Origin of the sequence: Chitinophaga sp. (assembly GCF_017745275.1) — a bacterium.
Classification (GTDB): domain Bacteria; phylum Bacteroidota; class Bacteroidia; order Chitinophagales; family Chitinophagaceae; genus Chitinophaga.
In genome coordinates this window covers 515432-542000 of sequence record NZ_JAGHZS010000002.1, presented here as the reverse complement: position 1 = coordinate 542000, position 26569 = coordinate 515432, and the positions used below count along the sequence as shown (strand labels likewise).

Annotated in this window: 18 protein-coding genes; 9 read left to right on the top strand and 9 right to left on the bottom strand. The window is 45.9% G+C overall.

Annotated features, from left to right (window positions below; translation table 11 throughout):
- Window positions 1-7: 7 nt before the first annotated feature.
- Window positions 8-3379, bottom strand: a complete 3372-nt coding sequence (locus J7623_RS07885) for a SusC/RagA family TonB-linked outer membrane protein (RefSeq protein ID WP_291919268.1) — start codon at window positions 3377-3379, stop codon at window positions 8-10.
- A gap of 339 nt (window positions 3380-3718) precedes the next feature.
- Between J7623_RS07885 and J7623_RS07880 the strand changes: the two genes are divergently transcribed.
- The 4 genes from J7623_RS07880 to bglX all read left to right on the top strand — a co-directional run bounded on the left by J7623_RS07880 (window position 3719) and on the right by bglX (window position 9243).
- Complete coding sequence (locus J7623_RS07880; RefSeq protein ID WP_291919267.1) at window positions 3719-4261, top strand: sigma-70 family RNA polymerase sigma factor; 543 nt, start codon at window positions 3719-3721, stop codon at window positions 4259-4261.
- 83 nt (window positions 4262-4344) lie between these two features.
- Window positions 4345-5418, top strand: a complete 1074-nt coding sequence (locus tag J7623_RS07875) for a FecR domain-containing protein (RefSeq protein ID WP_291919266.1) — start codon at window positions 4345-4347, stop codon at window positions 5416-5418.
- 79 nt (window positions 5419-5497) lie between these two features.
- A complete protein-coding gene (locus J7623_RS07870) occupies window positions 5498-6943 on the top strand; it encodes an endonuclease/exonuclease/phosphatase family protein (RefSeq protein WP_291919265.1) in 1446 nt (481 codons plus the stop codon).
- 14 nt (window positions 6944-6957) lie between these two features.
- Entirely contained in the window at window positions 6958-9243 is a 2286-nt protein-coding gene (gene bglX, locus J7623_RS07865; RefSeq protein WP_291919264.1) for a beta-glucosidase BglX, read from the top strand.
- A 75-nt stretch (window positions 9244-9318) separates the two neighbouring features.
- On the opposite strand, the gene J7623_RS07860 is transcribed toward bglX, so the two are convergent.
- A complete protein-coding gene (locus J7623_RS07860; protein WP_291919263.1) occupies window positions 9319-9717 on the bottom strand; it encodes a GNAT family N-acetyltransferase in 399 nt (132 codons plus the stop codon).
- Between the two features lie 26 nt (window positions 9718-9743).
- Window positions 9744-10169, bottom strand: coding sequence for a hypothetical protein (locus tag J7623_RS07855; protein WP_291919261.1), 426 nt, complete (start codon window positions 10167-10169; stop codon window positions 9744-9746).
- A gap of 78 nt (window positions 10170-10247) precedes the next feature.
- Here J7623_RS07855 and J7623_RS07850 point away from each other — a divergent pair, with 78 nt between their 5' ends.
- Window positions 10248-12047 carry an erythromycin esterase family protein gene (locus J7623_RS07850; RefSeq protein ID WP_291919259.1) on the top strand — a complete coding sequence of 600 codons (1800 nt, stop codon included), beginning with the start codon at window positions 10248-10250 and terminating at the stop codon, window positions 12045-12047.
- 91 nt (window positions 12048-12138) lie between these two features.
- Window positions 12139-14610: a hypothetical protein gene (locus J7623_RS07845; protein WP_291919257.1), complete on the top strand. Its 2472-nt coding sequence runs from the start codon at window positions 12139-12141 to the stop codon at window positions 14608-14610.
- A 61-nt stretch (window positions 14611-14671) separates the two neighbouring features.
- Here the strand turns inward: J7623_RS07845 and J7623_RS07840 are convergent, their stop codons facing one another.
- A complete protein-coding gene (locus tag J7623_RS07840) occupies window positions 14672-15070 on the bottom strand; it encodes a deaminase (RefSeq protein WP_291919255.1) in 399 nt (132 codons plus the stop codon).
- Window positions 15071-15217: 147 nt separating this feature from the next.
- Between J7623_RS07840 and J7623_RS07835 the strand changes: the two genes are divergently transcribed.
- On the top strand, window positions 15218-15913 hold the full coding sequence (locus J7623_RS07835; RefSeq protein WP_291919253.1) for a type 1 glutamine amidotransferase domain-containing protein: 696 nt from the start codon (window positions 15218-15220) through the stop codon (window positions 15911-15913).
- A gap of 93 nt (window positions 15914-16006) precedes the next feature.
- Here J7623_RS07835 and J7623_RS07830 read toward each other — a convergent pair whose 3' ends face one another.
- The 5 genes from J7623_RS07830 to J7623_RS07810 are packed head-to-tail and all read right to left on the bottom strand — an operon-like array spanning window position 16007 to window position 24365.
- Window positions 16007-16552 carry a hypothetical protein gene (locus J7623_RS07830; protein WP_291919252.1) on the bottom strand — a complete coding sequence of 182 codons (546 nt, stop codon included), beginning with the start codon at window positions 16550-16552 and terminating at the stop codon, window positions 16007-16009.
- A gap of 7 nt (window positions 16553-16559) precedes the next feature.
- Window positions 16560-20789 carry a DUF6531 domain-containing protein gene (locus tag J7623_RS07825; protein WP_291919250.1) on the bottom strand — a complete coding sequence of 1410 codons (4230 nt, stop codon included), beginning with the start codon at window positions 20787-20789 and terminating at the stop codon, window positions 16560-16562.
- Window positions 20790-20801: 12 nt separating this feature from the next.
- Window positions 20802-21137, bottom strand: a complete 336-nt coding sequence (locus tag J7623_RS07820) for a DUF3592 domain-containing protein (protein WP_291919248.1) — start codon at window positions 21135-21137, stop codon at window positions 20802-20804.
- Window positions 21138-21169: 32 nt separating this feature from the next.
- On the bottom strand, window positions 21170-22516 hold the full coding sequence (locus J7623_RS07815) for a hypothetical protein (RefSeq protein WP_291919246.1): 1347 nt from the start codon (window positions 22514-22516) through the stop codon (window positions 21170-21172).
- Between the two features lie 10 nt (window positions 22517-22526).
- Entirely contained in the window at window positions 22527-24365 is a 1839-nt protein-coding gene (locus J7623_RS07810; RefSeq protein WP_291919244.1) for a phage baseplate assembly protein V, read from the bottom strand.
- 224 nt (window positions 24366-24589) lie between these two features.
- On the opposite strand from J7623_RS07810, the gene J7623_RS07805 reads away from it, so the two are divergent.
- Window positions 24590-25168 carry a sigma-70 family RNA polymerase sigma factor gene (locus J7623_RS07805; RefSeq protein ID WP_291919242.1) on the top strand — a complete coding sequence of 193 codons (579 nt, stop codon included), beginning with the start codon at window positions 24590-24592 and terminating at the stop codon, window positions 25166-25168.
- A 120-nt stretch (window positions 25169-25288) separates the two neighbouring features.
- On the top strand, window positions 25289-26407 hold the full coding sequence (locus J7623_RS07800; protein ID WP_291919239.1) for a FecR family protein: 1119 nt from the start codon (window positions 25289-25291) through the stop codon (window positions 26405-26407).
- The last annotated feature ends 162 nt before the right edge of the window (window positions 26408-26569 follow it).

Below are 26569 nucleotides of genomic sequence, written 5' to 3'. Positions count from 1 at the left end.
TTAATTTTTAGAATCCAACCTTAACGTTAAAACCTACCATACGCTGAGCAGGCGCATTCATATCTTCAGCATCTACATCAGGATCGGAGTATTTGAATTTGGTGAACAGGAACAAGTTCTGGCCGGTTAAGGCAACAGAGGCATTCTTAATACCGGAATTACCGAACCAGGTTTGTGGGAACCTGTATCCAACAGAGATCTCGCGTACTTTCACAAAACCTTTGCTCATAACACCATTTTCATAGGAGTTACCCCATTTGCGCGCATATGCCTGGTAGCTCACCGGAACATCATTAGGCGCATATTGACGGGTATCCTTTACAATACGGCCATAGTTATCATAGGTAACAGTTCCGCTCACTACTTTCACGCCATTACCTACATAGTTCTTCAGCCCTTTTACTACTTCATCATAACGCCATTGATTATCTGTTTCCGGGTTAGATCCGGTATCAAACATTTTGCTATAGATATAATCGTACATCACTCCACCGATACGGCCGTCGATGCTGATACCGAGGCTCCAGTTGCCATAGTTGAAGTTGTTGATGAAACCAAATACGAATTTAGGATCACTGTAACCGTATTGCTGGGTGTAAGTGCTCAACAGTGGTAACCCGTTCTGGTGAATCACATTCCCGTTAGGATCTCTCAATGCTTTTTCGGTATAGGAGGCTACGTCCATACGACCGCCTTCTTTTGTCCAGAGGTTTTTGGCAGAATAAACTGGATCGATGTCTACATAGCGTCTGTGTTGGGTAGAGAAGTTCACCATAGAATTCCACTGGAACTTGCCTTGCTTCATCACCGTACCATCCAGGGTTATTTCCACACCACGGCGGGCATAGGTTTCACCGGTATTGATCAGGGTGGTGGCATAGCCGGAAGAAGGCGCCAGGGTTTGTTTGATCTGGTTATTGTAGTACAGCTTGGAGAACCAGGTAACGTCTACGTGCATACGTTTATTGAACAGGTAGGCAGCGGTACCAAATTCCCAGGTACGGGTAGTGCTGGGCAACAGGTTATTTCCTGCCAGGTTATCCGGTGTGGTAGCACTGATATTACCCCAGCTGTTGTTGATCGTATAGGCGAGGTTGTTAGCATATACATCCAACGGTGTTTTGGTCATGGTCCAGGACCCTCTCAGTTTCCACATCTCTATCCAATGAGGCATGCGGATAAATTCAGACATCAGTACGCTGGTAGCTACAGAAGGGTAGAAATAAGACCAGGCGCCTTCAGATTGTGTAGAGCTCCAGTCGTTTCTCCCGGTTACATCCACAAATACAGCGCTGTTCCAGGAAAGCGTTGCTTTACCGTATACAGAGTTGGTTTGTTTTGCTTTGGTATCGTAGTTGGTCACTAAGCCGTCTACACCGGCAGTGGTGGAAGGTACGGCGTTGGCCAGGGAATACCATCCGGGAACGGCCAGCCCGTTGCGGGTTCTTGCACCTTGTTCTCTTTGTTTATAATAGAAGATACTGGTACCTCCCAACGCATCGATATTCCATTTACCGATTTGCTTGTTGTAGGTCAGCAACAGGTCGCTGTTGATACTGTTACCCCAGCTTTGGTTCTGGCCATACAAGCCTTTACCGCTGAAGTCGAAGGCGAAGGTATTGCCGATGGTCATCCCCCTGGTAGAATAGATACCTGCAGGGTTTTGGATCACATCTTCATTTTTATAGTAGTCGTAACCATTTCTGAACATCAGCTTCAGGTCTTTGGTGAAGTTGTAGTTCATCGTCAGACTGGCATTCAGTTTATTCTGATCTGTACCTCTCAGCTTTTCGTGGGCAATCAGGTATGGGTTATCATACCAGGCGTTGTACAGCCAGTTCTGCTGTGTGTTTGGCTTCAACCAGTAATCTTTGTACTGGCGGATATCATAATCCGGGCCGGTCCACATTAAAATCTGGTAGATATAACCCTGTTGGTTATACGCACTTCCCCAAAGTTGTGGTGCAGAAGTACGGGTATATCCCATGTGGCTTTCCAGGCTGAATTTATCGCCGGCTTTCAATTCGCCGCTCATGGTGTAGTTGATGATGTTCAGTTTCTGATTAGGGAACTGGCCTTTATTATAGATGTGGTTGAGTCCAGCTCTGAAGAAACCATTCTGTCCGCCTTTGGTAACGCTGATGCTGTTGTTGGTGATCAGGCCAGCTTCCATGAAGTTGCGGAGGTTATTTTTACCGCTGGACACCAGTGGCATCTCTTCATTCTTTTTGGTGACCGGGTTCCATTGTACAGCAGTTTGACCGATATCCAGTTTGGGACCCCATACATAGTCGGTGTTGATTTTACCATCCAGACCATGGCCATAAGATGTTTGTACTTTAGGGATGGCGAGGTAGCCGAGGTTGAACATGGTGTTACTGTTCACATCTACGGTGAGGCGATCTTCCTTACCACGTTTGGTAGAGATCATTACCGCACCGGCAGCGCCACGGGCACCGTATAATGCCGCAGCAGTAGGTCCTTTCAGCATGTTGATGCTTTCGATATCATCCGTAGGGATATCGCGTAAGGTCATATTGCCGTAGGGAACACCGTCAATTACCAGTAACGGGGTTTCACCGCGCATCTCTAATTTTGGAGCGCCGTTAAATTCAGTGGAGTTTTTAACCGTGAGACCGGATACCTGGCCGGTTAAAGAAGTTCCGAGGTCAACTCCCTTTACGGTTTGCATATTGTTACCCTTTACAGATTGCACGGCATAACCCAATGCTTTTTCTGCGCGTTTAACACCCAACGCAGTGACTACTACTTCTCCCAGTTCTTTGGAAGACTCGCTCATCTTCACATCTATGGAAGTGCGGTCGCCTACTACTTCTTCATGGGAAGCATATCCCATGGAAGTAAAAGTCAGGACAGCGGCGGGGCCAGACACCGTGATGATATAGCTGCCATCAGGTTGTGTCACAGTACCGCTGCCGGTTCCTTTTTCCCTTACCACTACGTTGGGAATGCCTTGCGTAGCATCGGTTACTACTCCGGAAACTTTGATTTTCCCGATAGTTTGCATAGTAGCCGGTGGTGCTTCCTCAGCCAGCTTTTTGGCAGGCGCCTGGTATTCTCCTACCCTGTCTTTCTCTACAATGGTGTAGTAGTTGGGCTTTACGTACAGAAATACCAGGTCGTTGGGATACAGTACTCCCTTCAGTACATCTTCCAGCTTCTTCCCGGAAAAATTGGTGATGTTGTAGGTGGTCGTTTTCTTTTTAACTACCTGCGGATCGTAGACAAAATCAGCTTTGTACTCGCGTGTAATAGCTTTCAAGGCATCAATTACAGGGACAGCTTTCTGTGCATACACCTGGCTGGTGGCAATTAATAATAATACCACAAGTAACCGCTTAAAATAGCGCAGCGTCATAGTTGGCGAATTTTTCGTTTTGTAAAGTGGAATTTGTTCCTTTTGCTGATAGAGTGTTGGAACCTGAAAAAATTACCCCACGGCTTGATAAATATTTTTTTGAGGCTACAGTGGGAGTATGCTCTTTCTGTGCCGGACCGCCTGACCAGTACATCTCTCAATAAATTGACAATCAATTAATTAAACAAAAATCTTTTTAGCTAAAACAGGATCATCAACGTGGTCAATAACAATTGGTTAACATACGCAGCTCCCGCTAAAGTGGATACTTCCGGTGAGCGCTTTCTTTTTTTTCGATAATTTTGCAGTCCACATTTTTAATAATCTCTGACCTAAAAGATGGACAATCCGATATTTCAACATATTATGAATGGCGATGTTGACGCCTATTCCGGATTGTATAAAGAGTATTACAAGCGGTTTTATAACTACGGCAGAAAATTTACCAGCAACACTCATCTGATTGAAGACAGTATCCAGGAGGTATTTCTTGATTTGTGGAACAGGCGTGAAAAGCTATCGCATGTAGATTCACCCAATTTTTATCTCTATTCATCATTTCGTTACGTTCTCATTAAAAAAATCAGGCAGCACGATAAAATGGTATTTAATGCGTCTGCAGAAGCGGAACATGAATTCTCTATCGAGCATGTTATCGTCAGCAATGAGCTAAACGAGGAGCTGCAAGTTAAACTACAAAAAGCAATAAAAACACTGACAGGCCGTCAACTGGAGGCTATCTTCCTGAAGTTTTATGAAAATCTTTCATATAAAGAAGTGGCTTCCATTCTTAATATATCGGTAAAAGCCACTTATAAAATCATGGCAAGAAGCCTGTTAGCGCTGAAAGAAAAGGTGATGATCTTTTTGATATTACTCTGATATTTGCTATTTATACAATTTGTAGAAATTTTATAAAATAGTTTGGGGTAAAATCGACAGCATCGGATACTATATATAATAGCATGAAAAAAGAAGCCATCTCACATAAATATATTCATTATAAGGAAAGTGATTTTCTTACGGATACCGCTTTCCTGGAATGGGTGTATGAACCCACTGCCGCTAACGAAGCATTTTGGCAGGAGGTCATCAGCACCCTTCCACAGCAAAAAGCCACTATTCATAACGCACGCTTATACCTTACCAGCGTAACGTTTGCAGACCATACGCCCTCCGATGAAGCAGCAGCAGCATCCTGGGAAAAACATCTTCTCCGGATACAAAATTTATCAACTTCCATTACGCCGGCAACGAAAGTACATTTCCTTTCCCGCCGCCGCCTGCTACGTGTAGCCGCCGCCATTGCAGGCGTGGTGCTGCTTACCGGCGCCTGGTACCTGCTGAAGAACGATCACCGGCCACAAATGATCAGCACCAGGTTTGGTGAAATGCGTACCCTCACCCTACCTGATGGCTCCCGGGTAAACCTGAATGCCAACTCAAAAATTACTTATCGTCCGCATTGGGAGAAAGGAACCGACAGGGAAGTATGGCTGGAGGGTGAAGCACTGTTTACCGTGAATCACCTGAATAAGGATACCAACCAGGTAAAGGCAGGAGAAAAATTCCTCGTCCATACCAAAGACCTTACAGTAACAGTATTGGGCACAGTGTTCGACGTCCGCCAAAGACGCCACACCACAGAAGTGGTGCTGGAAAGCGGGAAAATACGGTTGTCATTTACCAATGGCAACAACCAGGATATCCTGATGAACCCCGGCCAACTGGTGTCTTACAGTGATGTAGACAAAAAACCGGTAACGGCTGTCACGGCACCTGAAAAATATACCGCCTGGAAAAATCAACGGCTGATATTACAGGATCCTAAAGTACACGATATCGTTCTTTACCTGGAGGATAATTTTGGTAAGAAGATTATTATGGAAGATGCCACCCTGAACAACAGAACAGTAAACGGTCCTATCCTGATCACCTCACTGGATGATGCCTTGTTTGTACTGTCCACCGTGCTTAATACCACCATCGTAAAACAGGATAGCAGCACCATTATCCTGCGTTCCCGCGTAGCGCAATAAAATTTTTTCCTGTTGACATGGGGTAAGATGATAGCCGTTTAACACTATACATCAAAGCGAAGCTATTAATCTGCGTTCCATGAAAAAAATTTTAGCTGCAATATTTTGCATCTGCTGTTTCAGCATCACCTATGCTCAGCAACAATATCCCTACTATAGCGATATTCAGGCATTCAAACGCCAGGACTCGGTAAACAAACCTACCGGTAACGATATTCTTTTTATCGGCAGTTCCTCTTTTACCTATTGGCAGGACGTAAATAATTATTTCCCGGGCCATCATATTATTAACCGCGGCTTCGGCGGCTCCAACCTCCTGGATCTGATCCACTACGCAAACGACGTGATCTTTGCTTATCAGCCTAAGCAAATTGTTATCTATTGCGGCGAAAACGATCTGGCCTCCGACACCGTGAAAGCACCACAACTGCTAAAACGCTTCCAGGCACTGTTTTCCATGATCCGGAACAAAATGCCGGAAGTGCCGGTTACCTATATCTCTATTAAGCCCAGCCCCAGCAGGGCCCGGCTGATTCCGGAAATGCGCAAAAGCAACAAAGCCATTCAACAATTCCTTGCCAAACAACCGCACACATCTTTTGTAGATGTGTTTCCTCTTATGTTTGACGCCCATGGCGCTATTAAAGCCGATATCTTCAAAGCCGATCAACTGCACATGACACCTTCCGGCTACCGCATCTGGCAAAAAGCCATTGCGCCACACCTGGTGGATCAGTTGCTTGTTAGCATGAAAGTGGCTACCTTCAATCTCCGGCTCAATATCGCCTACGATAGCGCCAACGCATGGCCGCACCGGAAAGAAATGGTGAAGGATCTCATTCAGTATCACCAGTTCGATGTATTTGGCGTACAGGAAGCCCTCATTGACCAGGTGCAGGATCTCCAGGCCATGGGAACACATGCTTATGTAGGTGTTGGCAGAAATGACGGAAAAGAAGGAGGAGAATTCTCCGCTATCTTTTATAACAAAGAAAAGTATGAGTTGCTGAACTCCGGTAACTTTTGGTTATCACCCACGCCGGAAGTTCCTTCTAAAGGCTGGGATGCCGCCTACATCCGCATTTGCACCTGGGCGCACCTGTCAGAGAAAACCACCGGTAAAGATGTCTATTTCTTTAATACGCACTTCGACAATGAAGGCGTACAGGCAAGAGAAAATGCCGCGAAAATGATTCTCGAAAAAATACATCAGCTATCTGATAAAAATACACCGGTGGTGATTACCGGCGACTTCAATTCCAGTCCGGCTACCAGCGCCTATCGTACCATTGTAACACAATTCAGTGATGCGAAACTGGTGACTAAAACCAGGCCCTACGGCCCCGACAGCACCTTCCAGGCTTTCAAATATCATAACTGGACAAAAGTAGTTACCGAAGGCCGTATCGACTTTATTTTTGTAAATAATAATGTAGAAGTGCTCAACTATGCAGTGCTCACAGATTCCGGGGACCTCCGTTTCCCTTCTGATCACTTCCCGGTTGTTTGTACCATTCGTTTTTAAATAATAATACGACAATGAGATATTTAAAATCTTTATGGCTATTGGCATTGGGCATCACCGGCCAGGTAGCCGTAGCGCAACAGCCCTCTCCTCCACAGATGAAAACTTTCGTGGATGCGCTGATGAAAAAAATGACACTGGAAGAAAAGCTGGGACAGCTCAACCTGCTTACTTCTGGAGAGGTAGTCACGGGATCGGCTGTGAGCACAGGGGTAGAAGCTAAAATCAAAGCCGGCCAGGTAGGCGCCATGCTTAACATGACCAAAGTAGACGATATACGCAAAGCCCAACAAATGGCAGTAGAACAATCCCGTCTTAAAATACCGCTGCTTTTCGGCCTCGATGTAGTCCATGGTTATAAAACCACTTTCCCCATCCCACTGGCGCTCTCCTGCTCCTGGGATATGAATATGATAGAAAGAAGTGCGCGTGTAGCGGCCATGGAAGCCAGTGCCGTTGGCATCAACTGGACCTTTTCCCCCATGGTGGATATTGCCCGTGATGCCCGCTGGGGAAGAATTGCAGAAGGTTCCGGAGAAGATCCTTACCTCGGTTCACAGATTGCTGCGGCCATGGTACGCGGGTACCAGGGTAATAATTTCGCCGACAACAGTAATATTCTTGCCTGTGTAAAACACTTTGCCCTCTATGGCGCCGCAGAAGCCGGCAGGGATTACAACACCACGGATATGAGCAGGGTTCGTATGTACAACGAATACTTCCCTCCTTATAAAGCCGCCATAGACGCAGGCGCCGCCACCGTGATGACTTCCTTTAATGAAGTGGACGGTATTCCGGCTACCGGCAACAAATGGCTGATGACCGATGTACTCCGCAGGCAATGGGACTTTAAAGGCTTTGTAGTAACAGATTACACCGCTATCAATGAAATGATGGCGCATGGCATGGGCGACCTGGCCCAGGTATCCGCGCTGGCCCTCAACGCCGGCACCGATATGGACATGGTAGGAGAAGGTTTTACCGGCACCATTGCTCAGTCACTCAAAGCAGGTAAGGTAAATATCAACACCATTGATGCTGCCTGCCGCCGCATCCTGGAGGCAAAATATAAACTCGGTCTCTTTACAGATCCTTACCGCAATTGCAAGGGAGATCGCAGTGCTGAACTTTATACGCCGGAAAAACGTATGGAAGCACGCAAAGCAGCTACGGAATCTTTTGTATTGCTTCGTAACCAACAGCAACTACTGCCACTGAAAAAGCAGGGATCTATTGCGCTGATAGGTCCACTTGCTCATTCACGTGTAAATATGACCGGCACCTGGTCCGTATCCGCAGACATTACCCAACATCCTTCCCTGCTGGAAGCCCTGCAAAAGGAAGTTGGCAACGCCGTGAAAATCAATTATGCCAAAGGCGCCAACTTAACGGCGGACTCCATGCTGGAAGTGAACAGCACCATGTTTGGCCGCTCGCTGAACAGGGATGCACGCAGCGCGGCTGAACTAAGAAAGGAAGCCCTGGAAGCCGCTGCCAAATCAGATATCATTGTAGCTGCTCTCGGTGAATCTTCTGAAATGAGTGGTGAATGTGCCAGCAGAACAGATATCGGTATCCCGGATACACAAAAAGAACTGCTGCAGGCATTGACAGCCACCGGCAAACCAGTAGTACTGGTGCTTTTCGCAGGCAGACCCCTGACACTGCCCTGGGAAAATGAACATATCCCTGCCATCCTGAATGTATGGTTTGGAGGTTGTGAAGCAGGAGCAGCTATTGCCGATGTATTATTCGGCGCTGTAAATCCTTCCGGTAAGCTCACTACCAGTTTTCCGCAAAACATAGGTCAGCTTCCGCTATACTACAGCCACAAGAACACCGGCCGTCCACTGGCGGGCAACGATACCTGGTTTACAAAATTCCGTTCCAACTACCTGGATGTATCCAATGAACCACTATATCCTTTTGGCTACGGTCTCAGCTATACGACATTTTCCTATAGCGATATCCGGTTATCTGCCAACCAGTTCAAACCCGGCGGAAATATCAAAGCTACGGTAACAGTGACCAACACCGGGAAATACGATGGCGTGGAAATAGTACAGCTCTATACCCGCGATATGGTAGGAAGCATTGCACGCCCGGTAAAAGAGTTGAAAGGATTTCAGCGTATTGCACTCAAAGCGGGCGCTTCTCAGGAAATCACTTTTACGATTACGGAAAATGACCTGAAATTTTTCAACAATGAGCTGAAATATGCAGCCGAACCCGGCCTGTTTAAACTGTTTATTGGTGGGAATAGCAGGGATGTGAAAGAAACAACATTCACACTTTTATAGCAGTGCGGTAAAAAAATGAAAAGCTGTCACCCTTTAAAGTGGCAGCTTTTTTTATTTTTTTAGAGAGATGAATACCTAATCCTGTTTATCTTTCATCCCCACTGCAAAAACTTCAAAATTCATTTTCTCATAATACGGTACCAGGTGTGATTCACAAAAAAACTGCAGATGCAGGTGATGCTTTTTTCCCTGGGCTATCAATGAATGGGTGATAGCGGTTCCAATGCCCTGCTTTCTATAATCCTTATGTACCCCGAGCCCACATAAGTAGCCATTAATCACCCCATCTGAAATTATTCTTCCGGTGCCCACCAGGCGGTCTCCATGATAGGCAGCTACAACGCACCAGCTTTGCTCCATCGCCTGCATTAACTGATGTTGATCCAGTTGCAAAAAGCCATTCCAGTCGAGATGGCCGTATAATTCATAGATGCTTTCTGCCGTTGGTAACGCTGTGGTATATCTGATTTCCATTTAGTCAAAATTAAGGTTACCTGGTTTTACCAGTTCACGTCATCTGTATATGCCTGGTCTATGTAATCAGGAAATGGTCTTACTTTTCTTATATCCAGGGTAGCAACGTTTAGTTCCCAAATCGCCGCATCTTCCCGCCAGGGATCCGTTAAAATTTGCATGCTAACCGGACCGGTTTGCCGGAGAGCAAATACGTAGTTAATGGCTACATCGAAGGTCGTTCCCGGCTTCCAAATAGTTAATGTATCATAGCCGCCCATAGCAGCCCATTCTTCGTCCTGGCTAATAACCGCACAGGTAGGGTCTCCATAAAAATTATTGATCCAGGCTCCCTCGCGGGTATCTAAATGAAACAAATAACCACTTTCATACAGCCCGCCCATTAAAAGCGTTTTACTTTCTGCATGTTTTATAAACCCATTGCTAAATTGTACCTCCCATAAGTTTGTCATGATGCTAAAACAGCTTTTAATTTAAAGGGAAAATACGTTAATTAGACACAAACGCATCAACTCTCTTAAATTAGTAACATGTTATACGAATGTTTTTTAGCGTTACGCATACATATGAGAATACCGCTTACTTTCCTGGCACTACTCCTTTCTTATTGTTCTTTCTCACAGGAAAACAAACAGTTTGGTAACCGCATGAACAAAAAGATACCGGACCTTAGCTTCCGGAATTATGACGACGCCACCCTGCTTCCCCGCAATTGGATTGTTGCAAACCCCGACCAGTTGAACTACCAGGTAAATGTAGATACCGCCAAAGAATTTTCTTTACATATCGATGGCTCTGCCATCGGCAATAGTGATGCTATACGGGCAGGGCTCCTCGTTACCAGGTTAATACCGCTTCCCTATCCCACCGGAAATAAATTAACCCTTACCACCAAAGTATTATCAAAAAATCTGTCGACGCCCGCTATTGAACTCGTTGCCTGGCTGGTAGATATTCATGGCAACACCATCAAAAAAATTACTGGCAAAGTGCAGGGAATAGGTGAGCCATGGCGGGAAATAAATCTGAATGTCTCCCTTCCTGCAAACTGCAGCTACATCGTTCCAGGTATCTTGCTGCAATCAGCCAAAGAATACTGGGTACAGGGATTATCGCTCCACATTGATGGAATAAAAATGGATGATGCTATCAACCGGGAAAAACAAGTCAATATTAAAGATATAACCTTACCACCCGGCCAGCACTCCTCTTTATTGAAGGTCAATGCGGACATTGAACTGCCAGAAGAAGTTATTCAAAGCCAGGTCATTGGAATAGGGGAATACTGCCATGGCTCCAAAGAAAATCTTACGCAGTTCATGGATATCTGTAAGCTACTGTTCACTACTGCTGGTTTTAATGCAGTGGCGCTTGAAACAGATGTGGATGTTTGCAGGAAAATGGACCACTATATCAATGGTGGAGAAGAAGATATAAACAGTTTGTTTGAGTCAGTAGGGTGGCATTTGAATAATGCCGTTTTAAAAGAATTGATCGTTTGGCTGCGGACCTACAACAAAACCAGCGAAAAGAAAATACATCTATATGGCATGGATATGCAGGCGCCATTTTATGCCATGGAGGAATTGATAGATGCCCTGGCCGCCGATACAAATGCAGTAAACCTGGTTCGTCGCGTAGAAAATTATGGCATCGGTATCAGAAGTGGGCAACCATCTTCTGACAGCATCGTTACTTCACTTGCCACCGCATTCCGGAATACCTTTATTACTCCTGGCTACAGACAAACTACTCCGGATAATCGGGTCAACATTGAACTCATTCATCAATTTCTCGTCAATGAATGTAACAAAGCACAAGCGTCCTTTGATAATGAACGATGGCTGGGAGTTGGCTCCTTTCGCGATTCCTGCATGGCCCGGAATATTCTGGAAACGCTATCCCGCCACAAGGACTTGAAGATGTTGATACTGGCGCATAACGGGCATATCGGCAAAGAAAACGGTTTACTCGGCGGATATCTTAAAGCACGACTCCACGATAAATACTTCGCAGCCGGTTCCATCATTGGAAGTGGCAGCTACTTTTCCTATTGGGATTACCGCAACCAACAAAGTATTGACGCCACCATTCCTGCTGCCCCGGAAGGTGCTATAGAAAAGCTATTGGATGACGCCTATCCATCCTCATCCTGGATATCATTGAATACTTCACCCAAAAATACAACACCGGTATTATTCAATTTCCTCGGAATGGCGCAAGCAGAAGTACTGAACTTCTCCTGGAAAATTCGTCCAATTCAATTATTTGACGGGCTTATTTTCATAAAGCATGGAACGCCTGCAGATGTTTCAAAAAAAGTCATATAGCCGCTCCCCTCAGCGGCCACCGGGCAAAAAAAGCAGCAATTTTCGTCAATATAAGCGTAATCCAAACCAATTGGAATACGGACCTTAGTACATGGTACAAAAACATCTACTCAAAAAATCACTGCTACTACTGGCGCTGCTGGCAACAGCCGCCCTGCAACCGGCAGATGCACAGGTCAACCTGAAAACGAAACAATGGAGCCTTGAGCTGGACCGCACCGGGAAACTAACGAGCATGAAAAGCCTCGCCCTGCAAAAGGAGTTTCTGGTGGCAGATAAGGCCACCGCTTTGATGAGCATTAAAAAAAACGGGGAAATACTCGCTCCTGCTACCTGTACATGGAATACAAAAAATTCTGAACTGGCCCTATCCTATCCGCAGGCAGGAGTGGAAGCAAAGATAAAAGTGCAGCGCAACGACCAGTATATCAGCTTTGAACTTACGCAACTAACACCAGCTGCCAACGTAGACCTGGTACTGTGGGGGCCCTACCCTGTTGCCATCGCTGATACTGTAGGAGAAGTAGTGGGAGTGGTCCGCAACAAGGCATTCGCCATCGGCATCCAGGCCCTGAACATCAAAACCCTGGGAGGATATCCCAGTGCGGAAAGTGATATCGAACCTTCCTACGATGTATTTGAAGGAGGTAACAAAGTAGATGTAAAAGAAGATGACCTGCATAAACAATTATTCAGAGGAGATGTTGCCCGCCCTACCGAATATGGCGCTTCATTGCAGGCGTATTGCCGCAATCGTAGTAAAGACCGCATCATTGAAAACTGGGGGCATACCGCTTATCTCGCGCCCGCCTTCAACGATGGGGGTGTCATAGGCAGCAAGATCGCGCTGTTTGGCGTAGCCAACAGCGACGTGTTGCCCACCATCTCCCAAATAGAATTAAAAGAAGGACTCCCCCACCCGATGCTGGATGGCATATGGGGCAAACAAGCCATACAGGCTTCTGAATCTTACCTGATCATGGACTTCGGCGTTGACAATCTGCCCGAGGCGATCGCCGTTACCAAACAGGCTGGCCTGCGATACCTGTATCATGGCGGTCCCTTTGACAACTGGGGACACTTCAAACTCAACAACAAAGAATTCCCCCAGAACTGGGCCAGCATGAAACAATGCGTGGAAACCGCAAAAGCAGCGGGCGTACGGCTTGGTCTACATACCTTATCCAATTTCATTACTACCAATGATCCCTATGTTACTCCCATTCCTGATCCACGACTGGCCAAAGTGGGTTATTCCCGTATCAGTGAATCCCTGGATGCCACCACGAAAGAAATTGGCATAGAAGACCCGCTTTTCTTTAATCAATTTCAGAACAACACCCTGAAAGCCGTAGTGATAGGAAACGAAATTATCCGTTATAGCAATGTATCTGCATCAGCACCGTGGAAACTGCTGGATTGTCAGCGTGGCGCCTTCGGTACCCAGGCCTCTGCACATGCCCAAAATGACAGCATCGGAAAATTAATGGATCATGCCTATAAAGTATTTTTGACGAACTATGCGCTGCAGGAAGAAATGTCGGCCACCATTGCCCGCCTGTTTAATGAAACTGGTTTGATGCAGATTTCTTTCGATGGACTCGAAGGCTGCTTATCTTCCGGCATGGGCCAATATGCCAAACAGCTATTCGCCAAAACATGGTACGACCACCTGAAGCCGGAATTAAAAGGTAAAGTGATCAACGACGCCAGCACACCCGGACACTACTTCTGGCATATTTACACCAGGATGAACTGGGGAGAACCCTGGTACGCGGGCTTCCGGGAAAGCCAGTTGCAACTGCGCCTGAAAAATCAGCAATTCTTCCGCAGGAACCTGATGCCTTCTATGCTGGGTTGGTTCAGCCTCCGGCCGGAAACTGCATTGGAAGACATTGAATGGATGCTGGCCATGGGAGCAGGATATAATGCCGGATTTGGACTATCTACCAGCCTGGAAACGCTGAAGAAACATGGCATGAAAGATCAATTGCTCGGCATGATTAAAACCTGGGAGCAGGCGCGTATGAAAAATATTTTCAGCGAAGCACAGAAAGAGGAAATGCGAAGCCTGAAGCATGAATTTCACCTGGAGCAAACCACCAATAACGAATACCTGCTTACACCGGTATACAACGCTTACTTCACGCATACAGGCAAATTAAAACAACCCGGTGAACCCGTTTCCTCTACCTTCCAGTTTAATAACCCGGCGGCCCGTCAACCTGTTGCCTTTATACTTTCGCTGGCACCCACCAAAGATGCCGATCCGGACGTTACGTTTGACCAGGTGTCTATCACTATTAATCAACAGGATGCACTGGTACTACCTGTTACGCTTAAACGAAATCAATTCCTGAAATGTGATGGCAAGGTGGTACGCTTATACAATAAGCAATGGCAACTGCTGGAAACAGTTACGCTGAATAAATCCCTGCCGGTGCTGTCAAACGGCGCCAATGAAATCACCTTCGACGGAAAATATTCCGGCGAAAACGGTGCAGATGTGAAGCTGGAAATCCGTGCCACCGGCGAAGCTACCAGCATCAAAGCAGGTCACTAACACCAGTTAATAACACCACTATTTATAACAGGAAGGGGCGACATGATGTCGCCCTTTCCTGTTACTTCACTACAACGATTGGAGGAATCCCCCATTTTTTAATAGTATCCGTTGTAAGTATATTGAACGGTTGACTGGTGCCACCCAATTCTCCACAATAATTGGTAAATACTACATGTGCAATCTTATAATGCCTGATCACATAAGAACAAAGCAAACAGGGTTCCATATTGGTATATAAAGTAGCTCCTTCACAGGAACCGAAACGATGAACGGCATCTAAAACAGCCACTACTTCCGCATGACGGGTTACATCTTTTAAACGCCGGCTTTGTTCCTCCCCTTCTCCGATAATGGATCCGTCCTTTACAATAACACAACCAACGGCACTTTCGCCAGCTACAGCAGCCTGTTGTGCTAATTCCTGGCAACGATTCAGATAAAAAGTATGCTCTTCCATGTACAATGAATAATGCTTAAATATAAGAGGCATTCGAGAATTGCAGGAGGAAAATTATCTGTCAATAAGCAAATGTAACAGCACCTGGTTTAAACTAAACAGCTGACCGCTTGTTTAATCTATAGTGAGATCTCAAAAAATCATCGGATGAAAAATATTTTACTGGTAGTCACCAATGTGGATACATATGCAAGTGGCCGGCTAAAAACCGGTTTATGGCTTAGCGAGCTTACACATATTTATCATAGTGCCGAAGAAAAAGGCTGGCATATTACGATTGCCAGCCCCACAGGCGGAGCAGTTCCAATTGATCCCGAAAGCCTTAAACCATTGGTATTAGATAAAATTTCCAAAGGCTACTATGAAACCCCCTCCTTTATGGAAGAACTGAACCATTCCAAAAGCCTGGAAGCAGTGAAAGAAGAAACTTTTGATGCCATTTATCTGGCAGGCGGCCATGCAACGATGTATGATTTTCCCGATAATACTGTTTTACAATACCTCATTCGTAAACAATACGAAAGTCATAAGATGGTAGCTGCTATTTGTCATGGTGTAGGTGGATTGCTAAATGTAAAGCTTTCCGATGGTACCTGGTTAATCAAAGGAAAATCAATGACCGGTTTTAACTGGTTTGAAGAAACAATTGCAAGAAGGAAAAAAGAAGTGCCATTCAACCTGGAAGCTGCTATCATTGACAGAGGTGCAAATTTAAAAAAAGCGCTGATTCCAATGACATCAAAAGTAGTGGTAGATAAAAACCTGATCACCGGGCAAAATCCCTTCAGTTCCAGGGAAATGGCGAAAGTAGTGGTGAGTGAGCTCGAAAAGCAGCCCGGCTAATGCCTACATACTATTAAATCCGCCTGATCCTCAGGCGACCTTCTATCATCAGATTGATCAGCTATATGAGCGCGACTTCCTGCCAGTTGTTTCCTACGCCAATTCCAATTCCAGTGCGGTGAAGTAATGCTGCTGCTTATTTTTCACTATTATTCCAAATGCATCAAAAGCATTCTTCTGCAACCACCCAATATCTGCTGATGAGCCATTGGTGAGTTCAAGCTGTTGTTTTCCAGGATATTCATCTTCGAAGTCTATATTAAATGCCGCCCAGAGATAAATTTGAAAACTGGTTTCTCCCTCTTCATCCTGGTACACTAACTCTTCCGAGGGTACCTGGCTTTCAAAGTTTTCTATTAAAAGGGCCTCATATCCGTGAACACGCCCATCGAAAAGGGTTACTTTTTCATGGGTGACGGAATTTGTTGCATAAACAATAATGGGATGGTCTGGTATGTTGATAATAAGCCCGTCCGCGTTTTCGCCACAGTAACTGAGCTGAAATTCGGTATTCCCATTTGCATCGGTCAACTGCGCTTTCCATGGAAGTGCTTTAAACCATGTTTCATTTTCAAAACCGGGCAAACTTTCTACTGGCCTGGTGATTGTTGCCAGATGATCTGGTGTTACATTTTCCATCTTCATTTTATATAGTACTTAACCAATTATCAATAACTGTTTTAACATTTGTGGGATTGTAAGGTTTGTCAATCACCAATACATCTCCCTGCTTGCTCGCTGGTAACTGACTTTGGGCAACATTGTTCCGGTTAGTAAGCGCCTGGTAATTCGCTGTACTTCTCATATCCAGGTCGGAAGCAATTTCAATTGCATGCACCTTTCCATTGTGATCAATCGCCGTAACATCCGGACTTCGTCTTGGTGTAGTTGGATGCCCTGTTATTGCCTCATAAGATCTGTTCATATGGATCTCTGTAAATTTGCCGGTCATGGCCAGTTTGTTTGCCAGCAATTCCGATAAGAGCGCGTGACCCGGACCGGTTGTTTGTCCTTTACCAAAAATTTTTGTTCCATTAACAATCCTGCACGGCGCAAGCCCCAATACATCCACCGTATTGGTGGTATCCTTTACGTAGCTGTAAAGATCAGGTTCTCCACTGGCTAATCTTATAGGATCCTGGCTGATGTATAGCCCCACCTCCGGCAAATAATACCTGAACCTGTTGTACGCCAATCCTGTTTCTACATCTACTACCTGTCCCGGATAAAGATAATTACAAAACCCTGCATCTCCACGTAACATCTTCACATTTCCATAGCTATCAATTTCCCGTTGCCAGATTAAATCGCCTGTTTCATCATATCCTTGTATGGGTGTCCCCAAATGGTCTGTAATAATGGTGTATCGCCTGTTGCCTTTTATCTTGGCAGCCGGCGCAAAACTATTTTCGTTAAACACCCAGGTAATCAGATCATCGGCGCTACTTTCTTTTGCATCAAATTCTTTCCATTCATGTAGCGGCTTATTACCATCCCATACCCAACGGGTGATAGTATGTTTATATCGTTTCTCGATCCGCCTGCCTAAAGCATCATATTTAAAGCTCACCTGTTCACCATTGGGCCGCACCACGCTTTCCAGCCTGCCAGCAGGATTCCATTGATATTGCCAGGCCTGGCTGCCAGGTTCTTCTTTGCGTACCAGGTTGCCCAGCTGATCGTATTTATAAGTAGTATTTTTACTCCTTAGCAGTCTTCCTCCTTTATCATAAGTCCGATCTTTTTGTGTTGGCGTTTCGAACAAATTACCTACGGTATCGGGTATACGATATTCCAGGCTGCCATCGCCATAAATCACTTCCGCCAGGTTACCATAAATATCGTGTCTGAACTGTTTGTCTCCGGTGGCACTGTCGTTAATACCAGACAGCCGGTCGCCATCCCATGTATAGCGTCGTTGCTGCCGTTTGTTACCGCTGGCGGTTAGCTGCTCTATCAGCCGGCCGGAGCGATCATATAGGTTCTGCTGCGAAACATGCCCGGGCATGTTTCGTTCTGTAACCAGGCCCAGGTCATTGTGTTTTAATTGAGCGCGCCAGCCGTTTGCTTCTATTTGCCCCAGCCTGCTCATGGCGCTGTAATACTGCATAGTTATTGCTGCGCCCAAGCTACTTTTTAATGCTACCCGCTGCCCAAGTTGATTGTATTCGCTTTGTACTACCTCCCCGTTGCTGGATTCCTGTGTTACAAATCCCAGCAGATCCCGCTGGAATTGTACAGACGCATCGCTGTTCTCTGCGCTGATGAGCTCTCCCATCGCGTTATAGCCAAAGGTTTCTGAACTGCCATCTTTCTCATAATATACGGTTGATATCTTTCCCGCCGCTGTATATTCATAAGCCTCCTGGCTGCCATCGGGCAGGATAGCGCGCATTACCAGGCCTCCTGCATTACGTATGTACTGTCGCGTTAGTCCGTCGAAACCTTTTTCGGTGGTTACACGGCCTTCCGCATCCCGTTCAAAGCGGTACATTTCGCGGTGTTCGTTGATGATATGTACCAATTGCCCTTCTTTATCATAACCGAATTGAATGACCGCATTTCCTTGTCGCCGTTCCATCACTTCTCCAAAAAAATTATAACGAAGGGCTACAGCCTGTTGCCGGTTGCTAACGGCGATGGCATTCCCCATGCTATCATATTCCAGTTTAGCGGTAGTACCGGTACTATCTGTTTCCTGGATGGGATTATTCAACAGATTATACTGCCGTTCCAGCAGGGTACCGGTGGCGTCAGTAATTTTTGTTACCCGCCCGAGAAAATCGTAATGATATTGGATGCGATTACCGTTGGGTAAAATGACCTGGCTAAGCAGATGCTGCGCGTTGTGCTGCAGTCGCGTCACTGCTCCCAGCGCGTTGGTGATACGGCTCATCAGGCCTTGTTCATATTCAAATGTTGTTGTTACACCCAGCGGATTGATACGCTGTACCACATTCCCGGCTTCATCATATTCACATTGCCATTGGCCGCCATTCGGCTGGGTAACGATAACAGGCCGTTGCCACTGATCGTAAGTGATCTCCGTTGCCCCGATGCCAGGCAGTTGTGCACCTGTCATATTGCCGTTGTCGTCGTATTGATAGGTAGTAGCAATTCCCAGTTCATTGGTTTCAGCAATGAGGTTATCTGCTTCGTCATAGGTAAATAGTTGTGTGGCACCATAGCCATTCACTATTTTGCTAACAATACCATCTGCATGGTAATACGTTTTTTTATGCCCCAGGCTATTAGTGGCTACGGTAAAGCCTTCCAGGTATTCAAATGTATAGCTGTATAGTCCTTCAGGACCTAACGCTGCTGTGCATCGGCCGTGCCGGTCGTAATGAAATGTAAAGGTGGTGGCATCATTAAAGCGGCGGGAGATAATATGCCGGTCTTCCCATTGAAACGCATTATAATACCCTTCGGCATTATACATTTCTTTAAGATTGTTTTTGTTGTCGTAGGTATAACGCACCATCTCCACCAGTATGCCCCTGTCGCCCAGCTCCGGGTGCGGCGCCTGCACTGCGGTAATCAGGCCGTCATCATTGGATTGAATATGGATATCGCGGTGCGCACTATCTGTAATCTTTTCCAACAGTCCTCCGGGACTGTAATAAAACCGGATGGCAAATCCATTGGCATTAGTGATACTACGCAGTTTACCGTGTCCCTGATCATTATAAACAGGGCGGTTAAAATGATATTGTAATTCGTTTTTATCACTCACATAATATTCCCCTGTTTCCGAACGATGCAGTGCATACTTTTCTTTGGGATTATAAAAGCTGCCTCCACGTTCAAGTAAAGGGAATACCACCGGCCGGCCGGCGGCATCATTCATCACCACTACTTCCTCTTCCTCACTTACCAGCAAGGAGATATCGTAACTATGATAGATATTTTTTCCCAGCGGACCATTGTATTGACTGTCGCTGTAGTAATTGGCTTCCCAGGTGAAAGGAATAGGGCCAGGCAAACTAAATCCTTCCAGGTAACTGGCCATATGCCCACTGGCGGTATCCACAGGTTCTCCGAGGTACTTACAGATAGATGGTTGTACTGCAGCCCTGAATTTACTGAATTTGGGGGCACGGGACTCTATTTTTGCCAGTACTTTGGTCAGGAGTTTGCCCAGCATTTTCAATGAAAACTTCAGTCCATGTACCAGCCCTAAAAAGAACAGGGCATTCATCAGGTCTGACAGTTTCAGCTGCTGCTCTTCTTTGGGGCCACCTATCAGCACCGGTTTGCCGAGCGGTAATACCACCATCACTGCTGTGAGGAAGTTGAGATAGAAGCCGCCAATGGGATTATTCATCAGGATTTTTCCTATGTCCTGGCAGGAGTAAGCCCGGCATAACCAGGTACTTTGATACATACCCTGGCTGAGTACTGTTTTGCTGCCGTGCGACAACTGGCCCTCATGTGGGTGAAAGAACTTTGGTAACAGGAACAAAGGATGAGGTATCACGGAGTGCAGCAAATTAAGTTTGCTGACCACTTTACCGAGGCCTTTGAACTTTCCCATGAAAGGCGGTACTGACGGCATTCCCCAGAGTGCGCCCTGTGCCACGCCTTTATGCATGCCGTTGAAATATACGGTACCTCCCAGGGGAACATTACGTGCAATTTCAAATCCCTTATCGGGGGTATATACCGGTATGGCAGGCAGGGTGATATGGATATAATCCATCGGATCAAAGATCAGCGCTACAAAAGGCGTAATAGGACAAGGCGTAAATGGCCATGGTACTTTCAACATGTGAAAGTCCAGTCCAAGTACAATGTCAAAATGTTTCGCCACCGGCTTTGGGTCAATCGACGGTGGGGGCGTTAACGGGTTATTCTTTACTCTTATGTAGGCCATCAGAAAATTGCTTTAAGGTAATCTGAGTACAACATCATCCCCGGGGTTAGCAGGGTTGTAATAAACGGTAACGGTATCTCCCGGGGCGAGATTGGCGCCCAGTTCTATATTGGAAGCAAAATGTTCTTTGCCGTCTTTTGTTTTGAATGCAATGTGATAACGGGTAGGTTTGGCGCCGTACCGGCTAACTCTGCCAGCCAGCTTATCTGTAATGGTGGCCGTTACCGGCTGATAGTCCTTGTATTTCTTTTTGTCGGGTTGCTGGCCAATAAAACTCCAGGCGGTATAACCCACTGAAATAAGTACGGCTACTACAATGAGATAAACAATTGTTTTAGGTTTTTCCATGGTTAAAATACTTTTTGATAGCTACCTGCCGGTTAATTATCTGTGGCGCCGGTATATTCCTGGTATACATGGCTGTTCCGGATCTTATGCAGCCAGTTGTTGCCCCATAGCCGGTTCATAAAAGGTTCATGCTTTTTCAGTTCCGGGTCATTCCATTCGAGCATATCCCTTCCATAAAACATGGCCATTGCATTTTCTTTTAACTCTTCCTCCGGCATCCCGGATAACAGCTCCCAACCTGCTACTAAGGTATCGGTAGTGGCTTTATGACTTTCGGTGCGACGTTGGCAGGATGCCAGCATCTGGTAAAGCCCTGCCAGCATCATTGGGTTGGCATCTGTACGATCCAGTGCCAATGCCGACTTATACACCGTGGCAGCTTCCGATAACTTTTTGTCGAAATAATACAGGTTGCCTTTTGCAATCCGGTAATGAAACTGTTCCTGGTTTGTTGTTGCCAGGCCTTTATGTACGGCTTCATCCGCCAGCTGAATCGCCTTGTCGATATTTTCGATGGCTTTCGCTTTGTGATGCTGCGCATAAAAATTATGCAGAAAGAAATAAACAATGGCCTCCTGTTGCAGCCATCGGTGTCGCCGGGTGATGTTACAGCACTGTTCCTTATAGAACAGCAGATCGTGCTCACTGCTATAAGTAGCCGCCTCGTTTAGTTTAACCAGGTATTGTTGAAACTGGATAATGTCTATTTCCTCCTGCGACGTTTTCTGCGCCTTTGCCTCTTCCAGTATCTGGTTCATGGCGCCCGGGATATCCAGGTCAGGTTTAATATACCTTGCAGCAGGATTATTTTTCACCAGGCCTTTATACAATTCCGCTTCTGTATTATCATACAATAAAAACCGTATCGTGGGAGGAATCTTCGTAGCCGCCAGTAATGACATCCATTCCACCAGTTTATCAAAATCACTTACCTGTTCGGGGAACAGGGTAACAACTAACACACTGTTTTTTCCATTTATCTGCAACACAGCTGCCAGGCCGGATAAAGCCTGTACAAACTCCGCATGGGTAACAGCCGTTTTCTCCTGGTAAGGGTTTTCCCAGGCAATCTTACTACCATACTCAGCTACCAGTTTACTATCCTGGTTAAATTGCTGGAAATATTGATGGAGGTGTTGTAGTAAACCTGTGGCGTAAGTGGCACCATTGTCTTCAAATGGCTGTTGATGTAACAGAAAAGTATCTGGCAGATTTTTTTCTGCAGATACCTGGAACATTACAAAGCCCTTGATGGTTTTATACTCCACGAGGTTGGCACCCATCATAATAAACGTACGTACATCCGGGTGATCTTTTACTTCCTGGCTCCAGACATCACTTAGCTGTAGCACCCGTTGCATGATGGCATTGTTCTGCATAGTTTCCTGATTAGTTGATACTCACCTTTTGGCCAACCAGGATAGATTCACCCTGAGCCAGCATGGTCAGTTTTCCTGCGGAACCCACCTGTGTTTCCGTTTGTGCCCCGATGCTGCATTTATTTTTGGCAACAATATTTACTTCATTAGGATCCACCGTAAATCCGGAGCCGCTGAATGCATCTCCTTCCCCGCTGCCAGATCCCATGGATACCATTTCTGATCCTACACCGGAAACTTTTTTTGCCTTGAGCATAATATCTTTTTCGGCTTCGATGGTGACGTCGCCCTCATTGGTGAGCGTAATGGAACTTTTCGGTGCGCCATCTCCGCAGAGGATCTCCACTTTTACTTTACTCTTCACTGTAATGTTGCCAGCGCCATCAATCTTCACGCTGTTACCGTCTTTATCTTCCACAAATACACTTCCGTCTTTATCGTTCAGTATAACTTTGTTGCCGCTCCGGGTTTGCAGCGCTTTCACATCATTGGCAGAATTACCAAAGGTGTTGTTGGCTTTACCGTGATACACGGCCCCAATGATATATGGCCTGGTGGCATTGTCTCCTTCAAAACCAGTGATCACTTCCTCACCTGTTTCCGGGATAAAGAACATCCCTTTTCCGCCACCGGCATGCGGTGTGGTCACCCTTATCCACGGCGTTTTTTCATCTCCGTTCATCCAGTGAAGTTTGACACGCACCCTTCCCAGTCCCTGTGGATCGTTATTATCGGTAACAATACCACTTTGTGCTTCACAAACCGGGAGTTCCGGAATAGTCACCGGTGGTAACAAAACAGAAGAAGGAATAGCGGTAAACTCATTGCTGTATTCACCTTTCGTATCTACATAATGATCCACCGAGGTAACCAGGTATTCCCCGTATTCTTCCGAGCTCTTACTAAACATATTATGATTGGTCAGATCCGTTTTGGAACCTACAGCGATACCGGGGTGGCCGCTTTTTCCGGTTAAACGCACCATCTTACTGCTTTCTATCGCATTAAAGAGGGTAGCCATATCATCCTGTTGCTTTTTGCTGCTGGAATAACGAACGCTCCATTGCTTTGGCTGAGTGCCATACAGTGTTTGGGATTTCTCGTGCACCTTTTCTCCCAATGAATTCAAACCAGCTTTTTTTCCGATGGCTTCATTCACAGGCGCACTGGAATATAACTGGCTGCTCCGGTAGTCCCAGCCCAGGTACTGCATTTGCGCAGGTCTTGCATTGAGGTTAATATTAAAATGGCTCAGTGTGCTGCCATATCCGAGTGTAGTTTTATCCTCTCCATCCGGGGGCCCTACCACCAGGTTGCGGCCGTCCCAAAACAGCCACTCTCCATATTCCGCCGTCAATCGTTTTAAAAAGTTCCAGGCGGTTTCTTTGTATTGAACGAAATACTCAATACTTTCTTTAGACACCGGCTGGATTTTAGGTTCCAGCAGGTTTTGCGGGAAGAATTTCAGGACATCCTGTGCAATGTCTTTCACCGATTTATTTTCCCAGCTTTTGCAGTGAGGACCACTATCTAATACGATAGTAGGACTGTAGCCTGCAATGATCACATCACCATACTCCCCATTCACGCGGGAAGTTTCTATGCTGGTCACTATGCCATTAAACTGCATATCTCCCTTTATACCTACGCCGGATATACGGGCATTAAAAGTAGCACCAATCATCTCCCGTGAGGAGGTGAAAATACCGGTTACACCATCGATGGTTTCTGCGGGACAAACGAGCTCAAACTGGTGGTGCTCGAATATGCTTTGCTTAAGTGCAAATGATCTGAACTGCTGAATGGCATTGCCATTTATGCTGAATTGGGCATCAGTTAACTGGGTCATACAAATATGGGGGCAGACGGTTAAAGAATGGTTAAAAACTGTTTTTCTATAAAAATATTGATTTCAATATAGCAATTTTTCCCCTATTGCCAAGTTAAAAAATAGAAAAGAGCCGAAGCGCTGAATAATGATCACACCGGAATTACCGGTTAACATCCCGTTACCACTATTGAAACAAAGAATCCCTTGACAAATCAAAACAATTTTTAGTTTTATGGTCAATTATGGGGAGGGATGAACTACTGCATGCAAATGACCAGGACCTTTTAGCAGAAATCAGCAAAAGGAATGGATTTGCCTTTGATGTGCTATACAATCGTTACTGGAAGGATGTTTTCAACATTGCCTACAAAAGAATACGCAATACAAATGCAGCGCAGGATATAGCGCAGGACGTATTTGTTCAATTATGGACCAGGGAGAAATCTACCCCGATTGATAATCTTCCGGCTTACCTGCGTATTGCCACGCGCAACGGGGTTTTCAAACAAATGGAAAAGGGAAGCCGGTATGGTGATCTGCCCGACAACAGCGAAGATCAGCTACAGGGTTACGGCCTTACAGACGACCACGTCTTGTACAAGGAGTTCTATGCTGCATTTGAGGCATTGACCAATACCCTGCCGGCGCAACAAAAGCAGATCTTCAACCTGCGTTTCCAGGAAGGACACAACACACAACAGATTGCCACACAGCTGGGCATCTCGGAGAAAACCGTCAGAAACCAGATGGGGCGCGCCCTTTCAAAGCTGAGGGAATCGCTGATGATATTGCAGGTTGTGGTGATACTCACCATGAAATAACCCTGAAACACATATCAATAAAAAATATTTATTCACAGCGTGGGCGGATTTCATTTTTCCGACTCATCTACATAGAAACCGACAATGATGGATAACCGCGGAAAAGCGCTTTTCAATATTATGCTAAATCGATACAGGAATGGCACCGCCACCAGGGAGGAGATTGCCTTCCTGGAGTCCTGGTTTGATGCAGCTGATCCGGCGGAAGATTTCATTACAGCGGAAAATGAAGCCAGGTACGAAGACCTTAAAGCCACACTGAAGAGCAAGATAGATGCGGAAATAGCGAATGCCGATACATCCCGGCCGGTGGTAAAGCGTATGCTTATCCGCCGCTGGGCTGCTGCCGCCGCCATAGCGGCTGTCATCGGCACAGGTATCCTGTTCTTTGTCAGACAACATCCATCATCATCACAACGGCACCTCACCGCCTATGCCACCGGCGCTCCTACCCTTCGCCTGGCCGATGGTACGGTAATAGCGCTGGATAGCAGCGCTGATGGCCAGATTGCCAGTCAGCAAGGTGTGGTTATCTCAAAAGAAAAAGACGGCACCTTACTGTATAAAACTACGTCTACCGCAAACGGGAACGCCGGACAGGAAAACGTATTATCCACACCGGCGGGCATGAAATTCAAAATCATGCTGCCCGATGGCTCTACGGTATGGCTCAACGCTGCCAGTAAACTAAAATACCCTGCTACTTTTAGCACCACCAATAGAACCGTGAAACTGGAGGGCGAAGCCTGGTTTGACATTGCACCTGCTGCCAACCAACCATTCATTGTTCAATCAGGACAACAATCAGTGCTGGTGCTCGGCACCGAATTCAACGTGAACGCCTATCCGGAAGAAGGTTTGTCGAAAACCACGCTCATACAAGGCTCCGTTAAAGTGAGCAATAACAGCGGATCCGTGGTCATTCAACCTGGTCAGCAAGCCATCTGCAATGGCAACACCAACAACACCATCAGGACCATCAGCGCGGATACAGAAAAGGAGACCGCCTGGATCAATAATCTCTTCTCCTTTAAAAATGATAATCTGCCATCGGTGATGCGCGAGATATCCCGCTGGTATAACATACAGGTTAAATATCGCGGCCAGATACCTGATGAAAGATTTTACGGGGAAATTTCCCGGAACAGTAAACTGTCGGATGTATTAAAAATACTGGAGATCAACGGTATTACATTCGAAATAAATGATAACGTGATCACTGTTACCAATAAAAATTAATGCGATTAATCAGTCTCAATAACTGCCAACTAAAATGTCAAGATTGTATGAAGGAATTGTAATCATCTAAAACCAATTATCTAAATCAACCATGTGATAGCGCCTGGTGCTGCCAGTTATACCAACTGCCAGCCAACGCTTATCCGTTCATTTTATCGACTA

What these genes read in the sequence shown, in the direction of transcription:
- J7623_RS07800 (WP_291919239.1), top strand. Translation starts at nt 25,289, where the DNA reads ATGCTAAATCGATACAGGAATGGCACCGCCACCAGGGAGGAGATTGCC.
- J7623_RS07815 (WP_291919246.1), bottom strand. Translation starts at nt 22,516, where the DNA reads ATGCAGAACAATGCCATCATGCAACGGGTGCTACAGCTAAGTGATGTC.
- J7623_RS07810 (WP_291919244.1), bottom strand. Translation starts at nt 24,365, where the DNA reads ATGACCCAGTTAACTGATGCCCAATTCAGCATAAATGGCAATGCCATT.
- J7623_RS07840 (WP_291919255.1), bottom strand. Translation starts at nt 15,070, where the DNA reads ATGGAAGAGCATACTTTTTATCTGAATCGTTGCCAGGAATTAGCACAA.
- J7623_RS07850 (WP_291919259.1), top strand. Translation starts at nt 10,248, where the DNA reads ATGTTATACGAATGTTTTTTAGCGTTACGCATACATATGAGAATACCG.
- J7623_RS07820 (WP_291919248.1), bottom strand. Translation starts at nt 21,137, where the DNA reads ATGGAAAAACCTAAAACAATTGTTTATCTCATTGTAGTAGCCGTACTT.
- J7623_RS07860 (WP_291919263.1), bottom strand. Translation starts at nt 9,717, where the DNA reads ATGGAAATCAGATATACCACAGCGTTACCAACGGCAGAAAGCATCTAT.
- J7623_RS07855 (WP_291919261.1), bottom strand. Translation starts at nt 10,169, where the DNA reads ATGACAAACTTATGGGAGGTACAATTTAGCAATGGGTTTATAAAACAT.
- J7623_RS07825 (WP_291919250.1), bottom strand. Translation starts at nt 20,789, where the DNA reads ATGGCCTACATAAGAGTAAAGAATAACCCGTTAACGCCCCCACCGTCG.
- J7623_RS07835 (WP_291919253.1), top strand. Translation starts at nt 15,218, where the DNA reads ATGAAAAATATTTTACTGGTAGTCACCAATGTGGATACATATGCAAGT.
- J7623_RS07870 (WP_291919265.1), top strand. Translation starts at nt 5,498, where the DNA reads ATGAAAAAAATTTTAGCTGCAATATTTTGCATCTGCTGTTTCAGCATC.
- J7623_RS07875 (WP_291919266.1), top strand. Translation starts at nt 4,345, where the DNA reads ATGAAAAAAGAAGCCATCTCACATAAATATATTCATTATAAGGAAAGT.
- J7623_RS07805 (WP_291919242.1), top strand. Translation starts at nt 24,590, where the DNA reads ATGGGGAGGGATGAACTACTGCATGCAAATGACCAGGACCTTTTAGCA.
- J7623_RS07830 (WP_291919252.1), bottom strand. Translation starts at nt 16,552, where the DNA reads ATGGAAAATGTAACACCAGATCATCTGGCAACAATCACCAGGCCAGTA.
- J7623_RS07845 (WP_291919257.1), top strand. Translation starts at nt 12,139, where the DNA reads ATGGTACAAAAACATCTACTCAAAAAATCACTGCTACTACTGGCGCTG.
- bglX (WP_291919264.1), top strand. Translation starts at nt 6,958, where the DNA reads ATGAGATATTTAAAATCTTTATGGCTATTGGCATTGGGCATCACCGGC.
- J7623_RS07885 (WP_291919268.1), bottom strand. Translation starts at nt 3,379, where the DNA reads ATGACGCTGCGCTATTTTAAGCGGTTACTTGTGGTATTATTATTAATT.
- J7623_RS07880 (WP_291919267.1), top strand. Translation starts at nt 3,719, where the DNA reads ATGGACAATCCGATATTTCAACATATTATGAATGGCGATGTTGACGCC.